Genomic DNA, 14,898 nt, shown 5'->3' with positions numbered 1-14,898 from the left:
TATGACATAACAATCTTAGCACGTACCGGATCCCACTCCTGGCGGCAACCCGCGCATTTGCCTCCAGTCGCCTGCCAAGTCACAAATCAATTTATAGATTAATATACAAATCTCTGGAGGCGGACGGAAACCGCCCGCCTCCGCGCCCTTACTGGGGCAGCTGGGACTTCAGAAACGCAAAGTGACACGCCGCCATGCCCTGGTAGGCCCGCCAGCCATCAGCCGTGTTCTGTGCCACCGCATCCGAGAGTACTGCAAGAGGTGTTCCGCTGGATCGCGCCAGGATCAGCGTCTGCGCCGCCTTTTCAAAGAAGTACAGATCCTCGAAGGCCTCCGCCACGGTTTCCCCGACAACCGTCACCCCGTGATTGCCCATCACCAGCACCGACTTATCTCCGAGGGCCTCTGCCAGGCGCGCCCCCTCTTCCGCCGCATCAGCAATCCCGCCAAAGGCAAGATCATAGGCTGTGCGGCCATAAAATCGCGCCGTATTGTTGTCGATTGGCACAATCGTTGGGTCAGCCAAACAGGACAGCGCGGTGGCATAGGGAGAGTGACAATGCAGGATCACCCGTGCCGCCGGATTGCCCCGGTGCAAGGCCCCGTGCACGCACCAGGCCGAGGCATCAGGGGCATTGGGCCGCTCGAGAACGGCGTGATCTGCACTGTCCAAATGCAACAGGTCATCGGGCTGGATCGTGGCAAAATGCTGCCAGCGCGGGTTCAGCATAAACTGCTGCCCATCCGGTGACGTCGCAGCGCTAAAGTGATTGCCGACGCTTTCGCTCCACCCCATCTGGTGGCAGATGCGAAAGGCCGCCGCGAGATCCTCGCGCAGGGCACCAGCCCCCGCGACCTCTGCTACTGGTGCGCTCATGCCTTGAACCGCCCTTCGCTGACGAGGGCGCGATAGGTTGAGCGCATCTCGGCGCGATCCGTATAACAACCGCGCAGGTACCGGTCGCCGCTCGTGGCTGAATAGGCCGCCCGCCCATGCACAATGCGGTGGTTGTCAAACACCATGCACTCGCCCGCTTGCATGACGAATTGCATCATGTATTTCTCTTCCTGCAGCATCCGGCCAAAACGGCAGAACGCCGGGTAGTAGTCATCCAGAAGCTCTTGTTTCAAATCAAAAATATCCGCCATATGTTGACTGATCGTCACCCCGGAAACCGCGCCATGCTGGTCCAGTTCAATCACTCGTTGGCGGGACCGCATATCATAGGTGTCATGTTCGCAGTAAAACGGGATATCCACCTGCGAAAGCAGTTTGAAACCCTCGGGGTCACGGGCGCGGAAATCATTGGCAACCGCCACTCCATCAGCATAGAGACTGCCGCCGCCCTGCACCGTATTGGCGCGGCAATGCAGGAACTGAATCCCAGGCGCGTGCTCTTCCGCTGGGGTATCGGTATGCAACTCAAGCGCTGCCGCCGTATAGGCCGTATTGGTTGGGTTGATGTGGGTTTTGACGTCAAAATAGGTGCCAAAGAATGTTGGTCGCACCTGTCCGATCATCTGCGCCGTCTCGGTCAGCGCGACATCGCTGTCGGGCATGTCGGTCACAATGGTAAAGCCATCCACCAGCATTGCCTCGATCCATTTTTCCCGCAGCGCCAGATCTGCCAGCAACTGCGGCTGGCTAAAGCGCGGCACCTGAGGATAATGATCGCCATACCAGGCGCGACGCTTCATGTCGGCGGGGTCAAAACGCGGCGCGGCACGGCACCCCTCTTCCAGCCAATCCAGCGGAAAGCGGCTGACGTGCTGCTCTCCCTGCCAGGTGATTTCCAGCGCATCACCCGCCACCTCGGCCAGGGCGGCGCGCGGCGCCTGCTCCCCTAGCTGAAAGATATCAAAACTGCGCTCGCGCGTGTCAGGGCTAAAGGACGAAGGGCAATTGTCCCGCAGCCAGTAGTAGTTGAAGTAATGGCTGGCACCGTCGGACAGCACAATCTCCAGCCCCTTTTCCTTGAGCATCGGCGCGGCAATCGGCAGGGAAGTCACGTTCATATCTGGTCTGGCTCACTTTGTTTCAGACAGGTTTCCCCAGATACATCTCATGGGTTTCACAGCTGAAACAGATCGAATACAGTAAAGCTATGTTAAGCCACAGGTAAACTAATGGACCCACTTCCGCCGCTGCGACTTCTGGCCACCTTTGAAACCGTCACGCGCCTGGGCTCGATGCGAGAGGCCGCTGCCCGGCTGAATGTCACGCTGCCGGCGGTCAGCCAGACGCTTAAGGCGCTGGAAGAGCACGCCGGCGCCGACCTGTTTGATCGCAGCACCCGCCCGGCGCGGCTGACCGATGCCGGGGAGATCCTGTCGCGGGCCACCCGCGAAGGGCTGGGCCAGATCGCCGCCGCGCTGGAAGACATCCGCGCCATGCACGGCCAGGAAGACCGCCACGTGACCCTGGCCTGCACTCTGGGTATGGCAACCTATTGGCTGATGCCCCGCTTGCCCGACTTTTATGCCCACCACCCCGAAATCACCGTCAATGTGCAGGCGCCGCCCTCGGATCTGCCCAATCTGGCCCCTGGCATTGATATCGCGGTACGCTATGGCACCGGCGGCTGGCGCGAGGGCCGCACGCATAAGCTGTTTGATGAAAGGGTCTACCCCGTTGGCACCCCCGCGCTGATTGCGCGGCTCCAGGCTGAAGGCATCGGACTGGACGAGGCGCGCCTGATCCATGTGCGCAGCCCCCACAATCAGCACTGGGCCGGGTGGGAAGACTACCTGCGGCAATCCGGTATCACTCGTACCCGGCTGTCAGGTCAGAGCTTCAACAACTATGTACAGGCCGCCCAGGCGGTTCTGGATGGGCGCGGTTTGATGCTGGGATGGCGTTCAATCAGCACCCGCGCGGTCATGGACGGCGCCCTGCAGGCCTGGCCCGACGCGACCCTAGACCTGGGCACCGCCTATTTTGTCACCACCGCCAGTCGCCTTTCCAACAGCGCCCAATGCTTTCTAGACTGGCTGACGGAACAGGGGGACAAGGAACACCAGGCGCAGACCGACGGCACAGCCTGCGCACCGCATCCCGCCTAAGCATTTGAACGGAATAGGCCATCACGCTAAAAGATAGCTGATTGCCCTCCCTGCAGGGAGCAGCCCCCCTGCAGCCGCAAGCCTGCGGGCAAGAGTTTTATGGAGATTTTGACTTTGAAACTGCTACGATTTGGTCCCAAAGGACAGGAAAAACCCGGCCTTCTGGACGACAACGGCACGGTCCGAGATCTATCCGCCCATGTCAGCGATATTGCCGGCGATACGCTGGGCGCGGCTGGATTGGCGAAAATCGCCGCGCTTGATCCGGCCACCCTGCCTGCGGTTGAACCAGACCGGCTTGGCCCCTGTGTCGGCCAGACCGGCAAATTCATCTGCATCGGGCTGAACTATTCCGACCACGCCGCCGAGGCCGGCATGGACGTCCCCAAAGAACCTATCATTTTTGCCAAGGCGACCTCGGCGATTTGTGGCCCCAACGACGATATCGAGCTGCCGCGCGGATCAAAGGCCAGCGACTGGGAGGTCGAGCTGGCTGTGGTGATCGGCAAAGAGGCCAAATACATCACCGAGGCCGAGGCCTTGGACCATGTTGCCGGCTATTGCGTTGCCAACGATCTGTCCGAACGCGATTATCAGATCAAGCACGAAGGCCAGTGGACCAAGGGCAAATCCGCCGATACCTTTGGCCCCCTCGGCCCTTGGCTGGTCACCCGCGACGAGGTGCCGGATCCGCAGAACCTCGACCTCTATCTGGATGTGAATGGCACCCGTATGCAAAGCGGCTCTACCGCCACGATGGTCTACGGGGTTGCCCATGTTGTCGCCTATCTGTCACGTTTCATGAGCCTGCAGCCAGGCGATGTGATCGCAACCGGCACCCCCCCAGGTGTTGGCATGGGTATGAAACCGCAGCCCATCTACCTGAAGCCAGGCGATCAGATGGAGCTTGGCATCGACGGGCTGGGCCAGCAGGTGCAGAAGGTTGTGCAGGGCTAGCCCTCTGTGAGCCAGCGGGGCGGGGTCCCCCCAGAAACGACGAAGGCTGCGCGCTACTGCGAGTCGCAGCCTTCTTGATCCCCAGCAAAACCCCTTTACGGCAGCAAGGCCAGACGCTTGAGGAACAAAGATTTCACCGCCGGGGCATCGACATGGATACAGACGGCGGTGGGCTTGCGTGTGCCGACCTCGGCCTCCAGCGTCGCGCCAGAGGTCTCGCCACTGCACGACACCCGCATGGGCAGGGTTTCCACCTCAAACAGATCGGGGTGGGTGCAGGCGATGACCGCTGCAGGGTCATGCAGAGAACACCCGTCGAGCTTGCCAACCGTTTCATAAAAGGCCAAGTAGAAGGCCGACATCTCTTGCAGCATGCCCCCCAGTTCTGGCGACTGGCCAGCGATACTGGCAAAATCGTCCGGGGTGCACAGAATCCGATGGGTGACATCCAACCCGACCATGACCAGCCTGGCCCCCGCCGCAAAGACAACATCTGCCGCATGCGGATCGTGATAGATATTGGCCTCTGCATGGGGGGTGATATTACCGCCCTCCCGCAGGGAGCCCCCCATAATGACGATACTTTTGACATTGCGGGCAAAATCGGGATCGCGCTGGATGGCCAGGGCGATATTGGTCAATGGGCCGATGGGGCAAAGCACCAGCTCACCTTTGTGTTCGCGCGCCATGCGGATCAGAAAATCGGCCGCCTCTTCCGCCACGGGCTGCCCCTTGGGGGTGGCGGCAGGAATATCGCCAAACCCTTCCGCGCCATGCACCTGCGCCGAGGGGGCAAAGGGCGGCAAGGACAGGGGCGCGGCGGCCCCTTCGGCAACCGGCAGCTCCAGATCAACCGCTTCCAGAAGGCGCAGCGCATTGCGGGTGGCGATCTTTGTGGTGACGTTGCCAAAAATCGTAGTCAGCCCCAAAAGCTCAATATCCGGGGCGGCGGCAGCATAAAAGATCGCCATGGCATCATCAATGCCGGGATCTGTGTCGATAATCAGTTTGACCATGAATGTCTTTCCCCTCGCTGATCGCGCTGGCCTAGCATTTCTGCCGCCGCACCAGCAAGACCCGGCCCGCCGCAGTACCAAAGGCGCCAGACGAAAACGCCCGCGCAGCGGCACTGCACGGGCATAGATCTTTTCAAGAGCCGGTCTTACCCGGCCCTGGGCTGGATCAGGTGTTGAACAGGAAGTGCATGACGTCGCCATCCTTGACGACATATGACTTGCCCTCAGAGCGCATCTTGCCGGCCTCTTTTGCCCCCTGTTCGCCATTGCAGGCGACAAAATCATCAAAAGCGATGGTTTCGGCCCGGATAAAGCCCTTTTCAAAATCACCGTGAATGACCCCAGCCGCCTGCGGCCCCGAGGTACCTTGGCGAATGGTCCAGGCACGGGCCTCTTTGGGGCCAACAGTGAAATAGGTTTCCAAGTGCAACAGCTCATATCCTGCCCGGATAAGACGGTCGAGCCCGGCTTCTTCCAGTCCCATCTCCTCGAGGAACATCTGGGCTTCCTCAGATTCAAGTTGGCTGATTTCTTCTTCAATCTGCGCTGAAATAATCACATGGGAATTGCCCTGCGCCGCCGCCATTTCGGCCACTTTGGCGGAATGTGCGTTGCCCGCGACCGATTCCGACTCACCCACGTTGCACACATAAAGCACTGGTTTGGTCGACAGCAGCTGCAGCATCTTCCAGGCCTTGGCGTCGTCTTCGTCCACTTCGACCAGGCGTGCAGGCTTGCCATCTTCCAGCATGGCCTGGGCCTCGGCGAGCAGCCGCTCTTGCTGCTGCGCCTCTTTATCGTTGCCTTTCAGCTTGCGCACCAGATTGGCCCGGCGCTTTTCGATGCTTTCGAGATCCGCCAGCATCAGCTCTGTTTCGATGGTCTCGGCATCGGCAACCGGATCAACGCGACCATCAACATGGGTCACATCGCCGTCTTCAAAACAGCGCAAAACATGTGCAATTGCATCGGTTTCGCGAATATTGGCCAAAAACTGGTTGCCCAGACCTTCGCCCTTGGACGCGCCTTTGACCAGACCGGCGATATCAACAAATGTCATCCGGGTCGGGATGATCTGTTTGGATCCGGCAATCGCCGCCAGCTTATCCAGACGCGCGTCCGGCACCCCGACTTCGCCCACATTGGGTTCGATCGTGCAGAACGGAAAATTTGCCGCCTGTGCCGAAGCGGTTTTGGTCAACGCGTTAAACAAAGTCGACTTGCCAACATTCGGCAGGCCCACAATTCCCATTTTAAAGCCCATATCGGCCTCCTGATGCCACTTGGCAATGGCTTCTAGGCAGCATTGCCCTCCGGCGCAAGGCAACTTGACGTATTGACCCTGTTGGGCGTGGTATGGATATGTCTTGATATACTTTCACGCAATGTCGCATATGCCTGTGCGCAGGTTACATATTGAGACAACGCTCCTATTTCATCTCAGGGTCCAAGACATTTGGGGAAAGAAATGAAAACAAAGATACTACTGTCTGCGGCTTTGGCTACCGGGCTCGCAAGTGCTGTTACTGGCCAAGAGATCGTTCTTGGCATGGGGCATACCGACTATTCGCACCATGGCGCCCGGGATGGTGTATTGATTGCGCTGGAATACACGCATACTCCTTTTTATGAGGGCCGGATCTTTTCGACCCGCCTGGCCGGCACCATCGAAGTGGTTGAAACCGGAGACGCCTTTCTGGGGGTCGGCGTCAGTGGCACATGGACCCTGCAAAACAGCTGGTTCATCGAGGCAAGCGTTTTACCCGGTGCCTATGTCGAAGCCATCCAGCTGAACGAGCTTGGCTCTACCTTTGAAATCCGCAGCCAGATCGCAGTTGGCAAGCGTTTCAACAACGGCAAGGGCCTGTCGCTTGGGCTAAGCCACAAATCAAATGCCTCGACCGGATATGTCAATCCAGGCGTCAATGCGGTGACCCTGCGTTGGCATATTCCGCTAGGCTAGAGGCGATGCCACGTCAGGGCGATTTGCGCAAAGCGCAATTTGCCCTAGGCAGCGGGATTGATTTCCCGGGCAAGTTTCGGCACACCAGAGCCATAAGTTGCAAGAGGCCCGACAATGACCCGTATTGACGCAAAATTCGCCGAACTCAAAGCCGCTGGCAAAAAGGCCTTTGTGTCCTATGTCATGGCTGGTGACCCCGATTATGACAGCTCACTAGAGCTGGTGAAGGGTCTGCCCGCTGCAGGCGTCGACATCATCGAACTGGGCCTGCCTTTCACCGACCCGATGGCCGACGGCCCCACCATTCAGCTGGCCGGTCAGCGCGCGCTTGATGGCGGCATGACGCTGGAAAAGACGCTGCAGCTGGCCGCCGAATTCCGCAAGGGCGATGACACCACCCCGATTGTATTGATGGGCTACTACAATCCCATCTACAATCGCGGCGTAGAGACCTTTTTGATCGATGCCAAAGCGGCGGGCATTGACGGGCTGATCGTGGTGGATCTGCCGCCTGAAGAAGACGAGGAACTGTGCATTCCGGCGCAAAAGGCGGGGCTGAACTTTATCCGCCTGGCCACCCCCACCACGGATGACAAGCGCCTGCCTACCGTTCTGCAAAACACCTCTGGCTTTGTCTATTATGTCTCGGTCACCGGCATCACCGGCTCTGCCGAAGCCCAGGCTGGTGATGTTGGCCCCGAAGTGGCCCGCATCAAAGCGGCAACCGATCTACCTGTGATTGTCGGCTTTGGCATCAACACCCCGGAAAAGGCGCAGAACATCGCCTCTATTTCCGATGGGGCAGTTGTTGGCAGCGCCATCGTCGGCCAGATCGGCGCAGGCAAACCCACGGCCGAGGTGCTGGATTTTGTGAAATCACTAGCAGAGGGCGCCCACCGGGGGTGAACAGACCCTCAACGGCGCAACCGCCACCCACAGCTTCGGTCTATATCGTCAAAAGCCGCGCCTCTGGTGCGGCTTTTTGCGTCATAACCGCTGCTGTTCTGCAGTGTTGCAGCAGCCCTCAATAATTGGTAAGGAAAACTTACCACATCATAGCGAGGGCAGATCCGTGCCGGTAATCACCAATATTCAGGACCTGAAACGCATCTATGAACGGCGGGTGCCGCGGATGTTTTTTGACTACACCGAAAGCGGCAGCTGGACCGAGCAGACCTTTCGCGAGAACAGCTCTGACTTTGAAAAAATCCGCCTGCGCCAGCGCGTTGCGGTGGATATGTCCGGGCGTTTAACCAAGGGTCAGATGCTTGGCCAAGATGTCACTATGCCGGTATCCTTGGCCCCGGTAGGCCTGACCGGCATGCAGCACGCAGATGGCGAGATCAAAGCCGCCAAGGCCGCTGCCGCCTTTGGCGTGCCCTATACCCTGTCGACCATGTCGATCAACTCCATCGAAGAGGTTGCCGAAGCCACGGATAAACCCTTTTGGTTTCAGCTTTATACCATGACGGACGAAGACTATGTACGCCGCCTGATCCAACGTGCCAAGGATGCAAAATGTTCTGCCCTTGTCATCACGCTTGATCTGCAGATTCTGGGCCAGCGGCACAAAGATCTGAAAAACGGCCTGTCTGCCCCGCCAAAGCTGACCGCAAAGACCATCGCCAACCTGATGACAAAATGGACCTGGGGCCTGCAGATGCTGGGGGCCAAACGGCGCGACTTTGGCAATATCGTCGGCCATGTCCAGGGCATATCGGATGCCTCCTCGCTGGGGGCCTGGACGGCTGAACAATTTGACCTGTCGCTGGACTGGGGCAAAATCGCCAAACTGAAAGAAATGTGGGGCGGCAAGGTGATCCTGAAAGGGATCCTGGACGCCGAAGACGCCAAGATGGCGGTCAAAGTGGGGGCCGATGCCATTGTGGTCTCCAACCATGGCGGGCGACAGCTGGACGGGGCGCTCAGCTCGATCAGAATGCTGCCGCAGATCCTGGATGCAGTAGGCGGCGATACCGAGGTGATTCTGGACAGCGGTATTCGCTCTGGCCAGGACGTACTGAAAGCGCTGGCCATGGGGGCCACCGGCACCATGATCGGACGCGCCTATATCTACGGGCTGGGTGCCATGGGCCAGCAGGGCGTCACCACCGCTCTGGAGCTGATCCACAAAGAGCTGGACACCACCATGGCGCTCTGTGGGGAACGAAATGTCAGCAACCTCGGCCGCCACAACCTGCTGATCCCCAGCGACTTTGAAGGCTCCTGGCAGGAATAACGGCCAGGCTGGATCAAAATATCCGGTCCTGAAACCAGATCAGGGCCGGATAGGCGCAGAGCCAGATCCAGAAAAACCGATTCAGACCAAAAAAGCAGGCGTTGGACAAGTGAAACCCCGCCGCGCCAAGCAATGCCAGCTTCAATGCGATCGGGTTCAACAGGGCCAGCGGGAAGACCAGCTCAAACAGGATGACCGCCCAGCCCATGATCCATAAAAGGCGCTGCCTCTCGGCCAGGCCGCGCAGCGCTTCGCTCACCGGATAGGCGGAAAAGCGAAAGACATCACGCAGGGCGCTGCCACTGCGCCATTCGGGATTGATTACCTTGACCCAGCCCGAGACAAAATAAGACAGCGCCAGCTGCACCGCCAGATAGGACAGCGCCATCTCTTGCCAAAAGATTGTCGGCGCCAGATACGCTAGGCTCAGACAGCTAAGGATCAGCATCGTCATCTTGTCGCTGCCGCCGTTATATGGCCCCTGATACCGCCAGAGCAGCGCCAGGCCGCTCCCCCAGAGCCCCCAGACAGGCCAGGGCCCACCAAGCCCCAGTGCCAGCCCGAGACACAGCAGCAGCCGCGACACAAAGATCATCCGATCCCGCAGTGCCAACGCCCCCAGTGCCAGATGTTCCAGGCTTTGCTGGGCGATGGCAAAGGCCAGCAACAGTTGCATCCAGCCCATCGCCTGGGCTGCCGTCAGCCCCCGCTCCAGAAACAAGGCCCCGCTCAAGCCGGGCCCTCTTGCAACTGGGCCAGCAGCACCGGGGTACTTTCATACTCCACCAGTTTGACAACCTGCGCGCCCTCGCGCGACAGAAACACCAGGCGAAACTGCAGGGCCTGCGATCCCTGCGGCAGCAAGCGGGCAACCCTGCGGTTGATTTCATCAATGCTATGCTGGCTTGGTGCCTCAATCAGGCGTTCCGCGCAGCTGACCAGGTAAAGCTGTTCGTTCCATTGCGGGTTCCACAACATCCACCGCAGCATCTGCCCTAGGCGCAGATGCTGCGGCCGGGGGCGATCCTCTTGCCAGCCGCCAACCGCATAGGCCTCACTTTGGCCGGGCTCAATTAGGCGATATTCAATCCGAGGCGAAGGCGCCACGGTCTTGAAAAACCGCCAAGAGGGAAACACCGTTGGCAAAAACAGGGAAATCAGACGCAGCACCTCGGCAGGCTCCAAAGATTGAACACTGCCGCAAAACTAGCCTGCTGCCTTTAACACTTCCCTTAGCCCCCGCTGCTTCCCACAGCTTGCAACTCGGCAAAAGCTCTGGTCCAGGGCGCCTCTAGGGCGGCGCATCACATGTCGGTCCGTTTCATTTGGCCTGTCCGTTTCATTTGGCGGCAAATATCCCGGGGGGAGGCCACAGGCCGGGGGCAGCGCCCCCAATCCCGGGCACCTGCGAACTGCCACTTGCGAAATCCCAAAATCCCCTGTAAGGGCAGGCCTTCACGTGGGGTGACAGCCTTGGAGGCACCCCGCATAGATATATTGGAGAATTCAAATGGCAAAAGAGATTCCTGATCTCGTCGCCGAGGAACGTGCGGGGACGGGCAAGGGCGCCGCTCGCGCAGCACGTCGTGCTGGCATGGTTCCTGGTGTTGTTTACGGTGGTGATGTGGATCCCCTTTCGATCCAGATCCCGTTCAACGTTCTGTTGAAAAAACTGAAGGCCGGCAAGTTCAAGTCCACACTGTGGAACCTGAAGGTTGAAGGCCAGGAAGACGTGCGCGTGATTTGCCGCGACGTTCAGCGTGATGTTGTCAAAGATCTGCCAACCCACCTCGACCTGATGCGCCTGCGCCGGACGTCGAAGATCAACCTGTTCATCCCGGTTGAATTCCTCAACGAAGATACCTGCCCTGGCGTCAAAAAAGGCGGCATGCTCGCCGTGGTTCGCCCCGAAGTCGAACTGGTTGTGACCGCAGGCGATATCCCTGAGAAGCTGACCGTTGATCTGGCGAACAGCGTCATCGGCGATGTAATCACCATCTCGTCGATCAAGCTGCCCGAAGGCGCGCGCCCAACCATCGACCGTGACTTCGTTATTGCAAACATTGCAGCCCCCGGCGGCATTGCTGCAAGCGATGAAGACGAAGCTGCAGGCGAAGAAGAAGCCGAAGCCGCTGAAGAATAAGAGCCTCTCCCCCTGGGAGCGGATGAAACGGGGTCCTTCGGGGCCCCGTTTTTTGTCGCACTTTTGCCCCAGCCCAGCCCCACCTCGCAGTCCACAGCCCGGCTCTGCGCCGCTCAGCCCCTAAAATCTACGCAAAAACTACAACGAATATGACACAAGCCCCCCTGACAAAGCCGCGGCGCGCAAACCGATCCTTTGCATTTTGCCAGCCATACTCGGGCCCGGAATGAGTAAGGTTTAGGTGAGTAAAATGTTGGATACCCTTGAACAGGAAGAAGCACGCCTGCGCAGACGGCTGTTGTTTCGAATATTGCGCGGTTTTAATTTTGACGCGCCACGATTTTGCGGCGAAACCATATCAGATCCGGTCCCGCGCCAGCTCTTGCCACAAAAAGAGACCTACCTCCTCCCCCCAGAGAGCCGCTGCCCGCACATCTGATCGCCAGTCTTGCGCCCCGGGCCTTGCTGCAAAGGGCAGCCTGCGACACAGGGCACTGGATTTCCGGCCCAAAACAGGTCATGTAGCAGCCCAAACCAGCACCAGCGCGACCGGCCCTGCCCCATAGGGACCAAGGCCCCGAACGCCGGGCGCATCATTCAGGGGCGGCACCGCCAGATCAATGTGAGACAAAACAGGCTATGAAACTCTTTGTTGGGCTCGGCAATCCAGGCGACAAATATGCCCACAACCGCCATAATATCGGCTTTATGGCCCTGGATGAAATTGCCTCTGACCATGGGTTCAGCCCCTGGAAGGCCAAATTCCAGGGGCTGATTTGCGAGGGCACATTGGGTGGCACCAAGGTTTTGCTGATGAAACCCCAGACCTTTATGAACCAGTCGGGCCAGGCGGTCGGAGAGGCGATGCGGTTTTACAAGTTGACCAGTCAGGATGTCACCGTGCTGCATGATGAGCTGGATCTGGCACCGGGCAAATGCCGGGCGAAACAGGGCGGCGGCCATGCCGGCCACAATGGGCTGCGCTCGCTGCATTCCCATATCGGGGCCGATTATGGCCGGGTACGACTGGGCGTTGGGCATCCCGGCCACAAAGACGCGGTTGCCGGCTATGTCCTGCGCGACTTTCCCAAGGCTGATGAGGCCTGGCTGGCTGATCTGCTGCGTGGCATTTCAGATGGGGCAGCGGCCCTGGCTGCCGGGGATGGCGGAAAATTCATGAATGCCGTTTCCCTGCGAGTGGCGCCACCGCGCAGCTCCACCGGATCCAAACCCGCGAAAAAGCAGCCCGCACCCGCGAAATCCGACCAGCAGCCTACCAGAAAAGCACCTGCTGCCCCGCCCGAGGGGTCGCCAGACAAGGCTGCGGATGCCGACCCAACACCAGACAGCCGTTCGGCCCTGGAACGGCTGGTCGACAAGTTCAAATAGCTGCCTGCCGCCATGTCATGCTTCCTATCGCGCCCCTGCGCGGTCTAGGCTTATGATCCGAGGAGGCACCAATAATGAAAAAACAACTCAAACGCCTGCTGCGCATGCTCGCCGTGGTTGCCATTCTGCTGGCCGGGTTTGGCCTCTGGAAGCGGGAACAGATCCAGCGGCTCTGGGCGGTGAATTCACTGTTTTCCGCCGAAAAGATAGTGGCCAATTTTTCCAACATGGATGCGGCCTTTCTGACCACACCGGTTTCGCGCGGCACCGGCCCCGTCAGCCCGCTACCACAGGGGCCTGAGATGACCCTACCCGCCGCCACCTCCAACTGGATAGAGACACGAGCCGTGACATCTTTGTTGGTACTGAAGGATGGTGAAATCCGCCACGAGAGCTATCACCTTGGTACCAGGCCTGATGACCGGCGCATCTCTTGGTCGGTCGCCAAAAGTTATCTTTCGGCGCTGTTTGGGGTGCTGCTGGAGGAAGGCGCAATTGACTCCATCGACGATCCCGTCACCAAATATGCGCCGCTGCTGATCGGCAGCGCCTACGACGGTGCCTCGATCCGCAATGTGCTGAATATGGCCAGCGGCATCACCTTTGATGAAGATTATCTGGATTATGATTCCGATATCAACCGCATGGGTCGCGAGGTCGCCCTAGGCGGCACATTGGATCAGTTTGCCGCCGACCTCACCGAGACCTTCGCCGCCCCCGGCGAGACCTGGCAATATGTCTCTATCGACACGCATGTGATTGGCATGGTGATACGCGGTGCCACCGGGCAAAGCATTGCGACGCTGCTGCAGGACAAGATCATCGCCCCTCTCGGACTCGAACAGGACCTCTACTATGTCACCGACGGCCAAGAGGTTGCCTTTGTTCTGGGCGGGCTGAATATCACCACACGCGACTACGCCCGCTTTGGGCTGATGATCGAGCAGCAGGGCCGCTACAATGGGCGGCAGGTGGTGCCGGCCGATTGGATTGCGGCCTCCACCGCCGCCTCTGCCCCAACAAAACCCGGCAAGATCGGCTATGGCTATCAATGGTGGGTCCCGGTTGGCGCCCATGACGGAGAGTTCCTGGCACGTGGCGTCTACGGGCAATATATCTATATCGACCAGACACAGAATGTGGTCATTGTCAGCACCGCCGCCGACCGCAAGTTTCGCGATCCAGGTGTCAGCGCGGCCAATGTCGAAATGTTTCGAAAACTGGCACAGATACTGTAAGCTACCCGGTATGATACCAGATCCCAGCCTCAATGTGCTGGGCGGGGCACTAGAGCCCTGCTCGCATGCCCCGCGTACCGGCTTCTTTCGTGATGGCCATTGTAATACCTGCGTGCAGGATCAGGGCAGCCATACCGTCTGCGCGGTGATGACGGCCGAATTTCTGGCCTTTTCAAAATATGTCGGCAACGATCTGTCAACGCCGCGCCCCGAATATGGTTTCCCCGGACTACAGCCGGGCGATCGCTGGTGTCTCTGTGCCAGTCGTTTTTTGCAGGCCGTAGACGAAGGCTGCGCGCCACTCGTTGCGCTGGCGGCCACCCATCTACGTGCACTGGACGTCATCCCCATGGCCCTGTTGCAGGCCCATGATGCGCAGCGCAACCTCCAATAGGCAGGTCCTGCGCGCCCTGCTGCCTTTTGCCCCCTCGCCTACGGCATTATCTCGGCAATTGACCCGGCGCCGGGTTTGCCGCTATGCCTCCGCTGTCGCCAGCTGCCCGGTCCTCTCTTGACCGTTCAACGCCAGCCTTCCCCCTATAGATCAGGAGACCGGCCATGAGCTTTATCGCTATGAACCGTTTTAAAATTCGCCTCGGGCGCGAAGATGATTTTGAACAGATCTGGAAAACGCGCGAATCCCACCTCAAAGAGCTCTCTGGATTTCGCGAGTTTCGCCTGCTCAAAGGACCCGAAAACGATGATCATCGCCTGTATTCCAGCCATGTGATCTGGAACAGCCGCGATGATTTTGAAGCCTGGACCAAATCGGAACAATTCCGCGCCTCGCATCGCAACGCCGGCAAACGTGAAGGGGAAAGCCCAATCCTGGGCCACCCACAGTTTGAAGGCTTTGAAACCGTTCTGCACGAGGCCTGATCACGATAAAG

At 59.1% G+C, this 14,898-nt stretch carries 16 protein-coding genes; 10 read left to right on the top strand and 6 right to left on the bottom strand.

The genetic code is table 11. From position 1 onward, the window contains the following. Positions 1-148: 148 nt before the first annotated feature. Together LRK71_RS15440 and LRK71_RS15435 are read right to left on the bottom strand one after the other, a co-directional pair. Positions 149-877 carry a class II aldolase/adducin family protein gene (locus LRK71_RS15440; RefSeq protein ID WP_232404719.1) on the bottom strand — a complete coding sequence of 243 codons (729 nt, stop codon included), beginning with the start codon at positions 875-877 and terminating at the stop codon, positions 149-151. Continuing rightward, positions 874-2,016, bottom strand: a complete 1,143-nt coding sequence (locus LRK71_RS15435) for a TauD/TfdA family dioxygenase (RefSeq protein WP_232404718.1) — start codon at positions 2,014-2,016, stop codon at positions 874-876. The genes LRK71_RS15440 and LRK71_RS15435 overlap by 4 nt, the downstream gene beginning before the upstream one ends. A 111-nt stretch (positions 2,017-2,127) precedes the next feature. Between LRK71_RS15435 and LRK71_RS15430 the strand changes: the two genes are divergently transcribed. After that, positions 2,128-3,063: a LysR substrate-binding domain-containing protein gene (locus LRK71_RS15430; RefSeq protein ID WP_232404717.1), complete on the top strand. Its 936-nt coding sequence runs from the start codon at positions 2,128-2,130 to the stop codon at positions 3,061-3,063. Positions 3,064-3,177: 114 nt separating this feature from the next. Beyond that, positions 3,178-4,020 carry a fumarylacetoacetate hydrolase family protein gene (locus LRK71_RS15425; protein ID WP_232404716.1) on the top strand — a complete coding sequence of 281 codons (843 nt, stop codon included), beginning with the start codon at positions 3,178-3,180 and terminating at the stop codon, positions 4,018-4,020. A 95-nt stretch (positions 4,021-4,115) separates the two neighbouring features. Here the strand turns inward: LRK71_RS15425 and LRK71_RS15420 are convergent, their stop codons facing one another. Both LRK71_RS15420 and ychF read right to left on the bottom strand, forming a co-directional pair. Then, positions 4,116-5,036, bottom strand: a complete 921-nt coding sequence (locus tag LRK71_RS15420) for a nucleoside hydrolase (RefSeq protein ID WP_232404715.1) — start codon at positions 5,034-5,036, stop codon at positions 4,116-4,118. Between the two features lie 166 nt (positions 5,037-5,202). Next, a complete protein-coding gene (ychF, locus tag LRK71_RS15415; RefSeq protein ID WP_232404714.1) occupies positions 5,203-6,300 on the bottom strand; it encodes a redox-regulated ATPase YchF in 1,098 nt (365 codons plus the stop codon). Positions 6,301-6,504: 204 nt separating this feature from the next. Between ychF and LRK71_RS15410 the strand changes: the two genes are divergently transcribed. From LRK71_RS15410 to LRK71_RS15400, 3 genes are all read left to right on the top strand, one after another. After that, positions 6,505-6,999, top strand: coding sequence for an acyloxyacyl hydrolase (locus tag LRK71_RS15410; protein ID WP_232404713.1), 495 nt, complete (start codon positions 6,505-6,507; stop codon positions 6,997-6,999). Between the two features lie 114 nt (positions 7,000-7,113). After that, on the top strand, positions 7,114-7,905 hold the full coding sequence (gene trpA, locus LRK71_RS15405; RefSeq protein WP_232404712.1) for a tryptophan synthase subunit alpha: 792 nt from the start codon (positions 7,114-7,116) through the stop codon (positions 7,903-7,905). 166 nt (positions 7,906-8,071) lie between these two features. Further along, a complete protein-coding gene (locus LRK71_RS15400) occupies positions 8,072-9,238 on the top strand; it encodes an alpha-hydroxy acid oxidase (RefSeq protein WP_232404711.1) in 1,167 nt (388 codons plus the stop codon). Between the two features lie 13 nt (positions 9,239-9,251). Here LRK71_RS15400 and LRK71_RS15395 read toward each other — a convergent pair whose 3' ends face one another. Both LRK71_RS15395 and LRK71_RS15390 read right to left on the bottom strand, forming a co-directional pair. Then, the gene (locus LRK71_RS15395; RefSeq protein ID WP_232404710.1) at positions 9,252-9,971 is read right to left on the bottom strand and encodes an HTTM domain-containing protein; all 720 of its coding nucleotides are present in this window, start codon (positions 9,969-9,971) and stop codon (positions 9,252-9,254) included. Then, positions 9,968-10,408 carry a hypothetical protein gene (locus LRK71_RS15390; protein WP_232404709.1) on the bottom strand — a complete coding sequence of 147 codons (441 nt, stop codon included), beginning with the start codon at positions 10,406-10,408 and terminating at the stop codon, positions 9,968-9,970. Before LRK71_RS15390 ends, LRK71_RS15395 begins: the two co-directional genes overlap by 4 nt. 340 nt (positions 10,409-10,748) lie before the next feature. On the opposite strand from LRK71_RS15390, the gene LRK71_RS15385 reads away from it, so the two are divergent. The 5 genes from LRK71_RS15385 (at position 10,749) to hmuQ (ending at position 14,887) form a co-directional block, all read left to right on the top strand. Then, positions 10,749-11,381, top strand: a complete 633-nt coding sequence (locus tag LRK71_RS15385; RefSeq protein WP_232404708.1) for a 50S ribosomal protein L25/general stress protein Ctc — start codon at positions 10,749-10,751, stop codon at positions 11,379-11,381. 639 nt (positions 11,382-12,020) lie between these two features. Further along, positions 12,021-12,770 (top strand): aminoacyl-tRNA hydrolase, encoded by a 750-nt coding sequence (gene pth / locus LRK71_RS15380; protein WP_232404707.1) that lies wholly within the window; start codon positions 12,021-12,023, stop codon positions 12,768-12,770. A 74-nt stretch (positions 12,771-12,844) separates the two neighbouring features. Then, on the top strand, positions 12,845-14,008 hold the full coding sequence (locus LRK71_RS15375; protein WP_232404706.1) for a serine hydrolase domain-containing protein: 1,164 nt from the start codon (positions 12,845-12,847) through the stop codon (positions 14,006-14,008). Positions 14,009-14,018: 10 nt separating this feature from the next. Then, a complete protein-coding gene (locus LRK71_RS15370; protein ID WP_232404705.1) occupies positions 14,019-14,402 on the top strand; it encodes a DUF2237 family protein in 384 nt (127 codons plus the stop codon). Positions 14,403-14,566: 164 nt separating this feature from the next. Beyond that, on the top strand, positions 14,567-14,887 hold the full coding sequence (hmuQ, locus tag LRK71_RS15365) for a heme-degrading protein HmuQ (protein ID WP_232404704.1): 321 nt from the start codon (positions 14,567-14,569) through the stop codon (positions 14,885-14,887). The last annotated feature ends 11 nt before the right edge of the window (positions 14,888-14,898 follow it).

The organism is Pseudophaeobacter flagellatus (genome assembly GCF_021228235.1).
Taxonomy (GTDB): Bacteria; Pseudomonadota; Alphaproteobacteria; order Rhodobacterales; family Rhodobacteraceae; genus Pseudophaeobacter; species Pseudophaeobacter flagellatus.
The sequence above is the reverse complement of the archived record's forward strand: the minus strand, read 5'-3'. Positions and strand labels throughout refer to the sequence as shown.

What these genes read in the sequence shown, in the direction of transcription:
- LRK71_RS15440 (WP_232404719.1), bottom strand. Translation starts at nt 877, where the DNA reads ATGAGCGCACCAGTAGCAGAGGTCGCGGGGGCTGGTGCCCTGCGCGAG.
- LRK71_RS15435 (WP_232404718.1), bottom strand. Translation starts at nt 2,016, where the DNA reads ATGAACGTGACTTCCCTGCCGATTGCCGCGCCGATGCTCAAGGAAAAG.
- LRK71_RS15430 (WP_232404717.1), top strand. Translation starts at nt 2,128, where the DNA reads ATGGACCCACTTCCGCCGCTGCGACTTCTGGCCACCTTTGAAACCGTC.
- LRK71_RS15420 (WP_232404715.1), bottom strand. Translation starts at nt 5,036, where the DNA reads ATGGTCAAACTGATTATCGACACAGATCCCGGCATTGATGATGCCATG.
- ychF (WP_232404714.1), bottom strand. Translation starts at nt 6,300, where the DNA reads ATGGGCTTTAAAATGGGAATTGTGGGCCTGCCGAATGTTGGCAAGTCG.
- LRK71_RS15410 (WP_232404713.1), top strand. Translation starts at nt 6,505, where the DNA reads ATGAAAACAAAGATACTACTGTCTGCGGCTTTGGCTACCGGGCTCGCA.
- trpA (WP_232404712.1), top strand. Translation starts at nt 7,114, where the DNA reads ATGACCCGTATTGACGCAAAATTCGCCGAACTCAAAGCCGCTGGCAAA.
- LRK71_RS15385 (WP_232404708.1), top strand. Translation starts at nt 10,749, where the DNA reads ATGGCAAAAGAGATTCCTGATCTCGTCGCCGAGGAACGTGCGGGGACG.
- pth (WP_232404707.1), top strand. Translation starts at nt 12,021, where the DNA reads ATGAAACTCTTTGTTGGGCTCGGCAATCCAGGCGACAAATATGCCCAC.
- LRK71_RS15375 (WP_232404706.1), top strand. Translation starts at nt 12,845, where the DNA reads ATGAAAAAACAACTCAAACGCCTGCTGCGCATGCTCGCCGTGGTTGCC.
- LRK71_RS15370 (WP_232404705.1), top strand. Translation starts at nt 14,019, where the DNA reads ATGATACCAGATCCCAGCCTCAATGTGCTGGGCGGGGCACTAGAGCCC.
- hmuQ (WP_232404704.1), top strand. Translation starts at nt 14,567, where the DNA reads ATGAGCTTTATCGCTATGAACCGTTTTAAAATTCGCCTCGGGCGCGAA.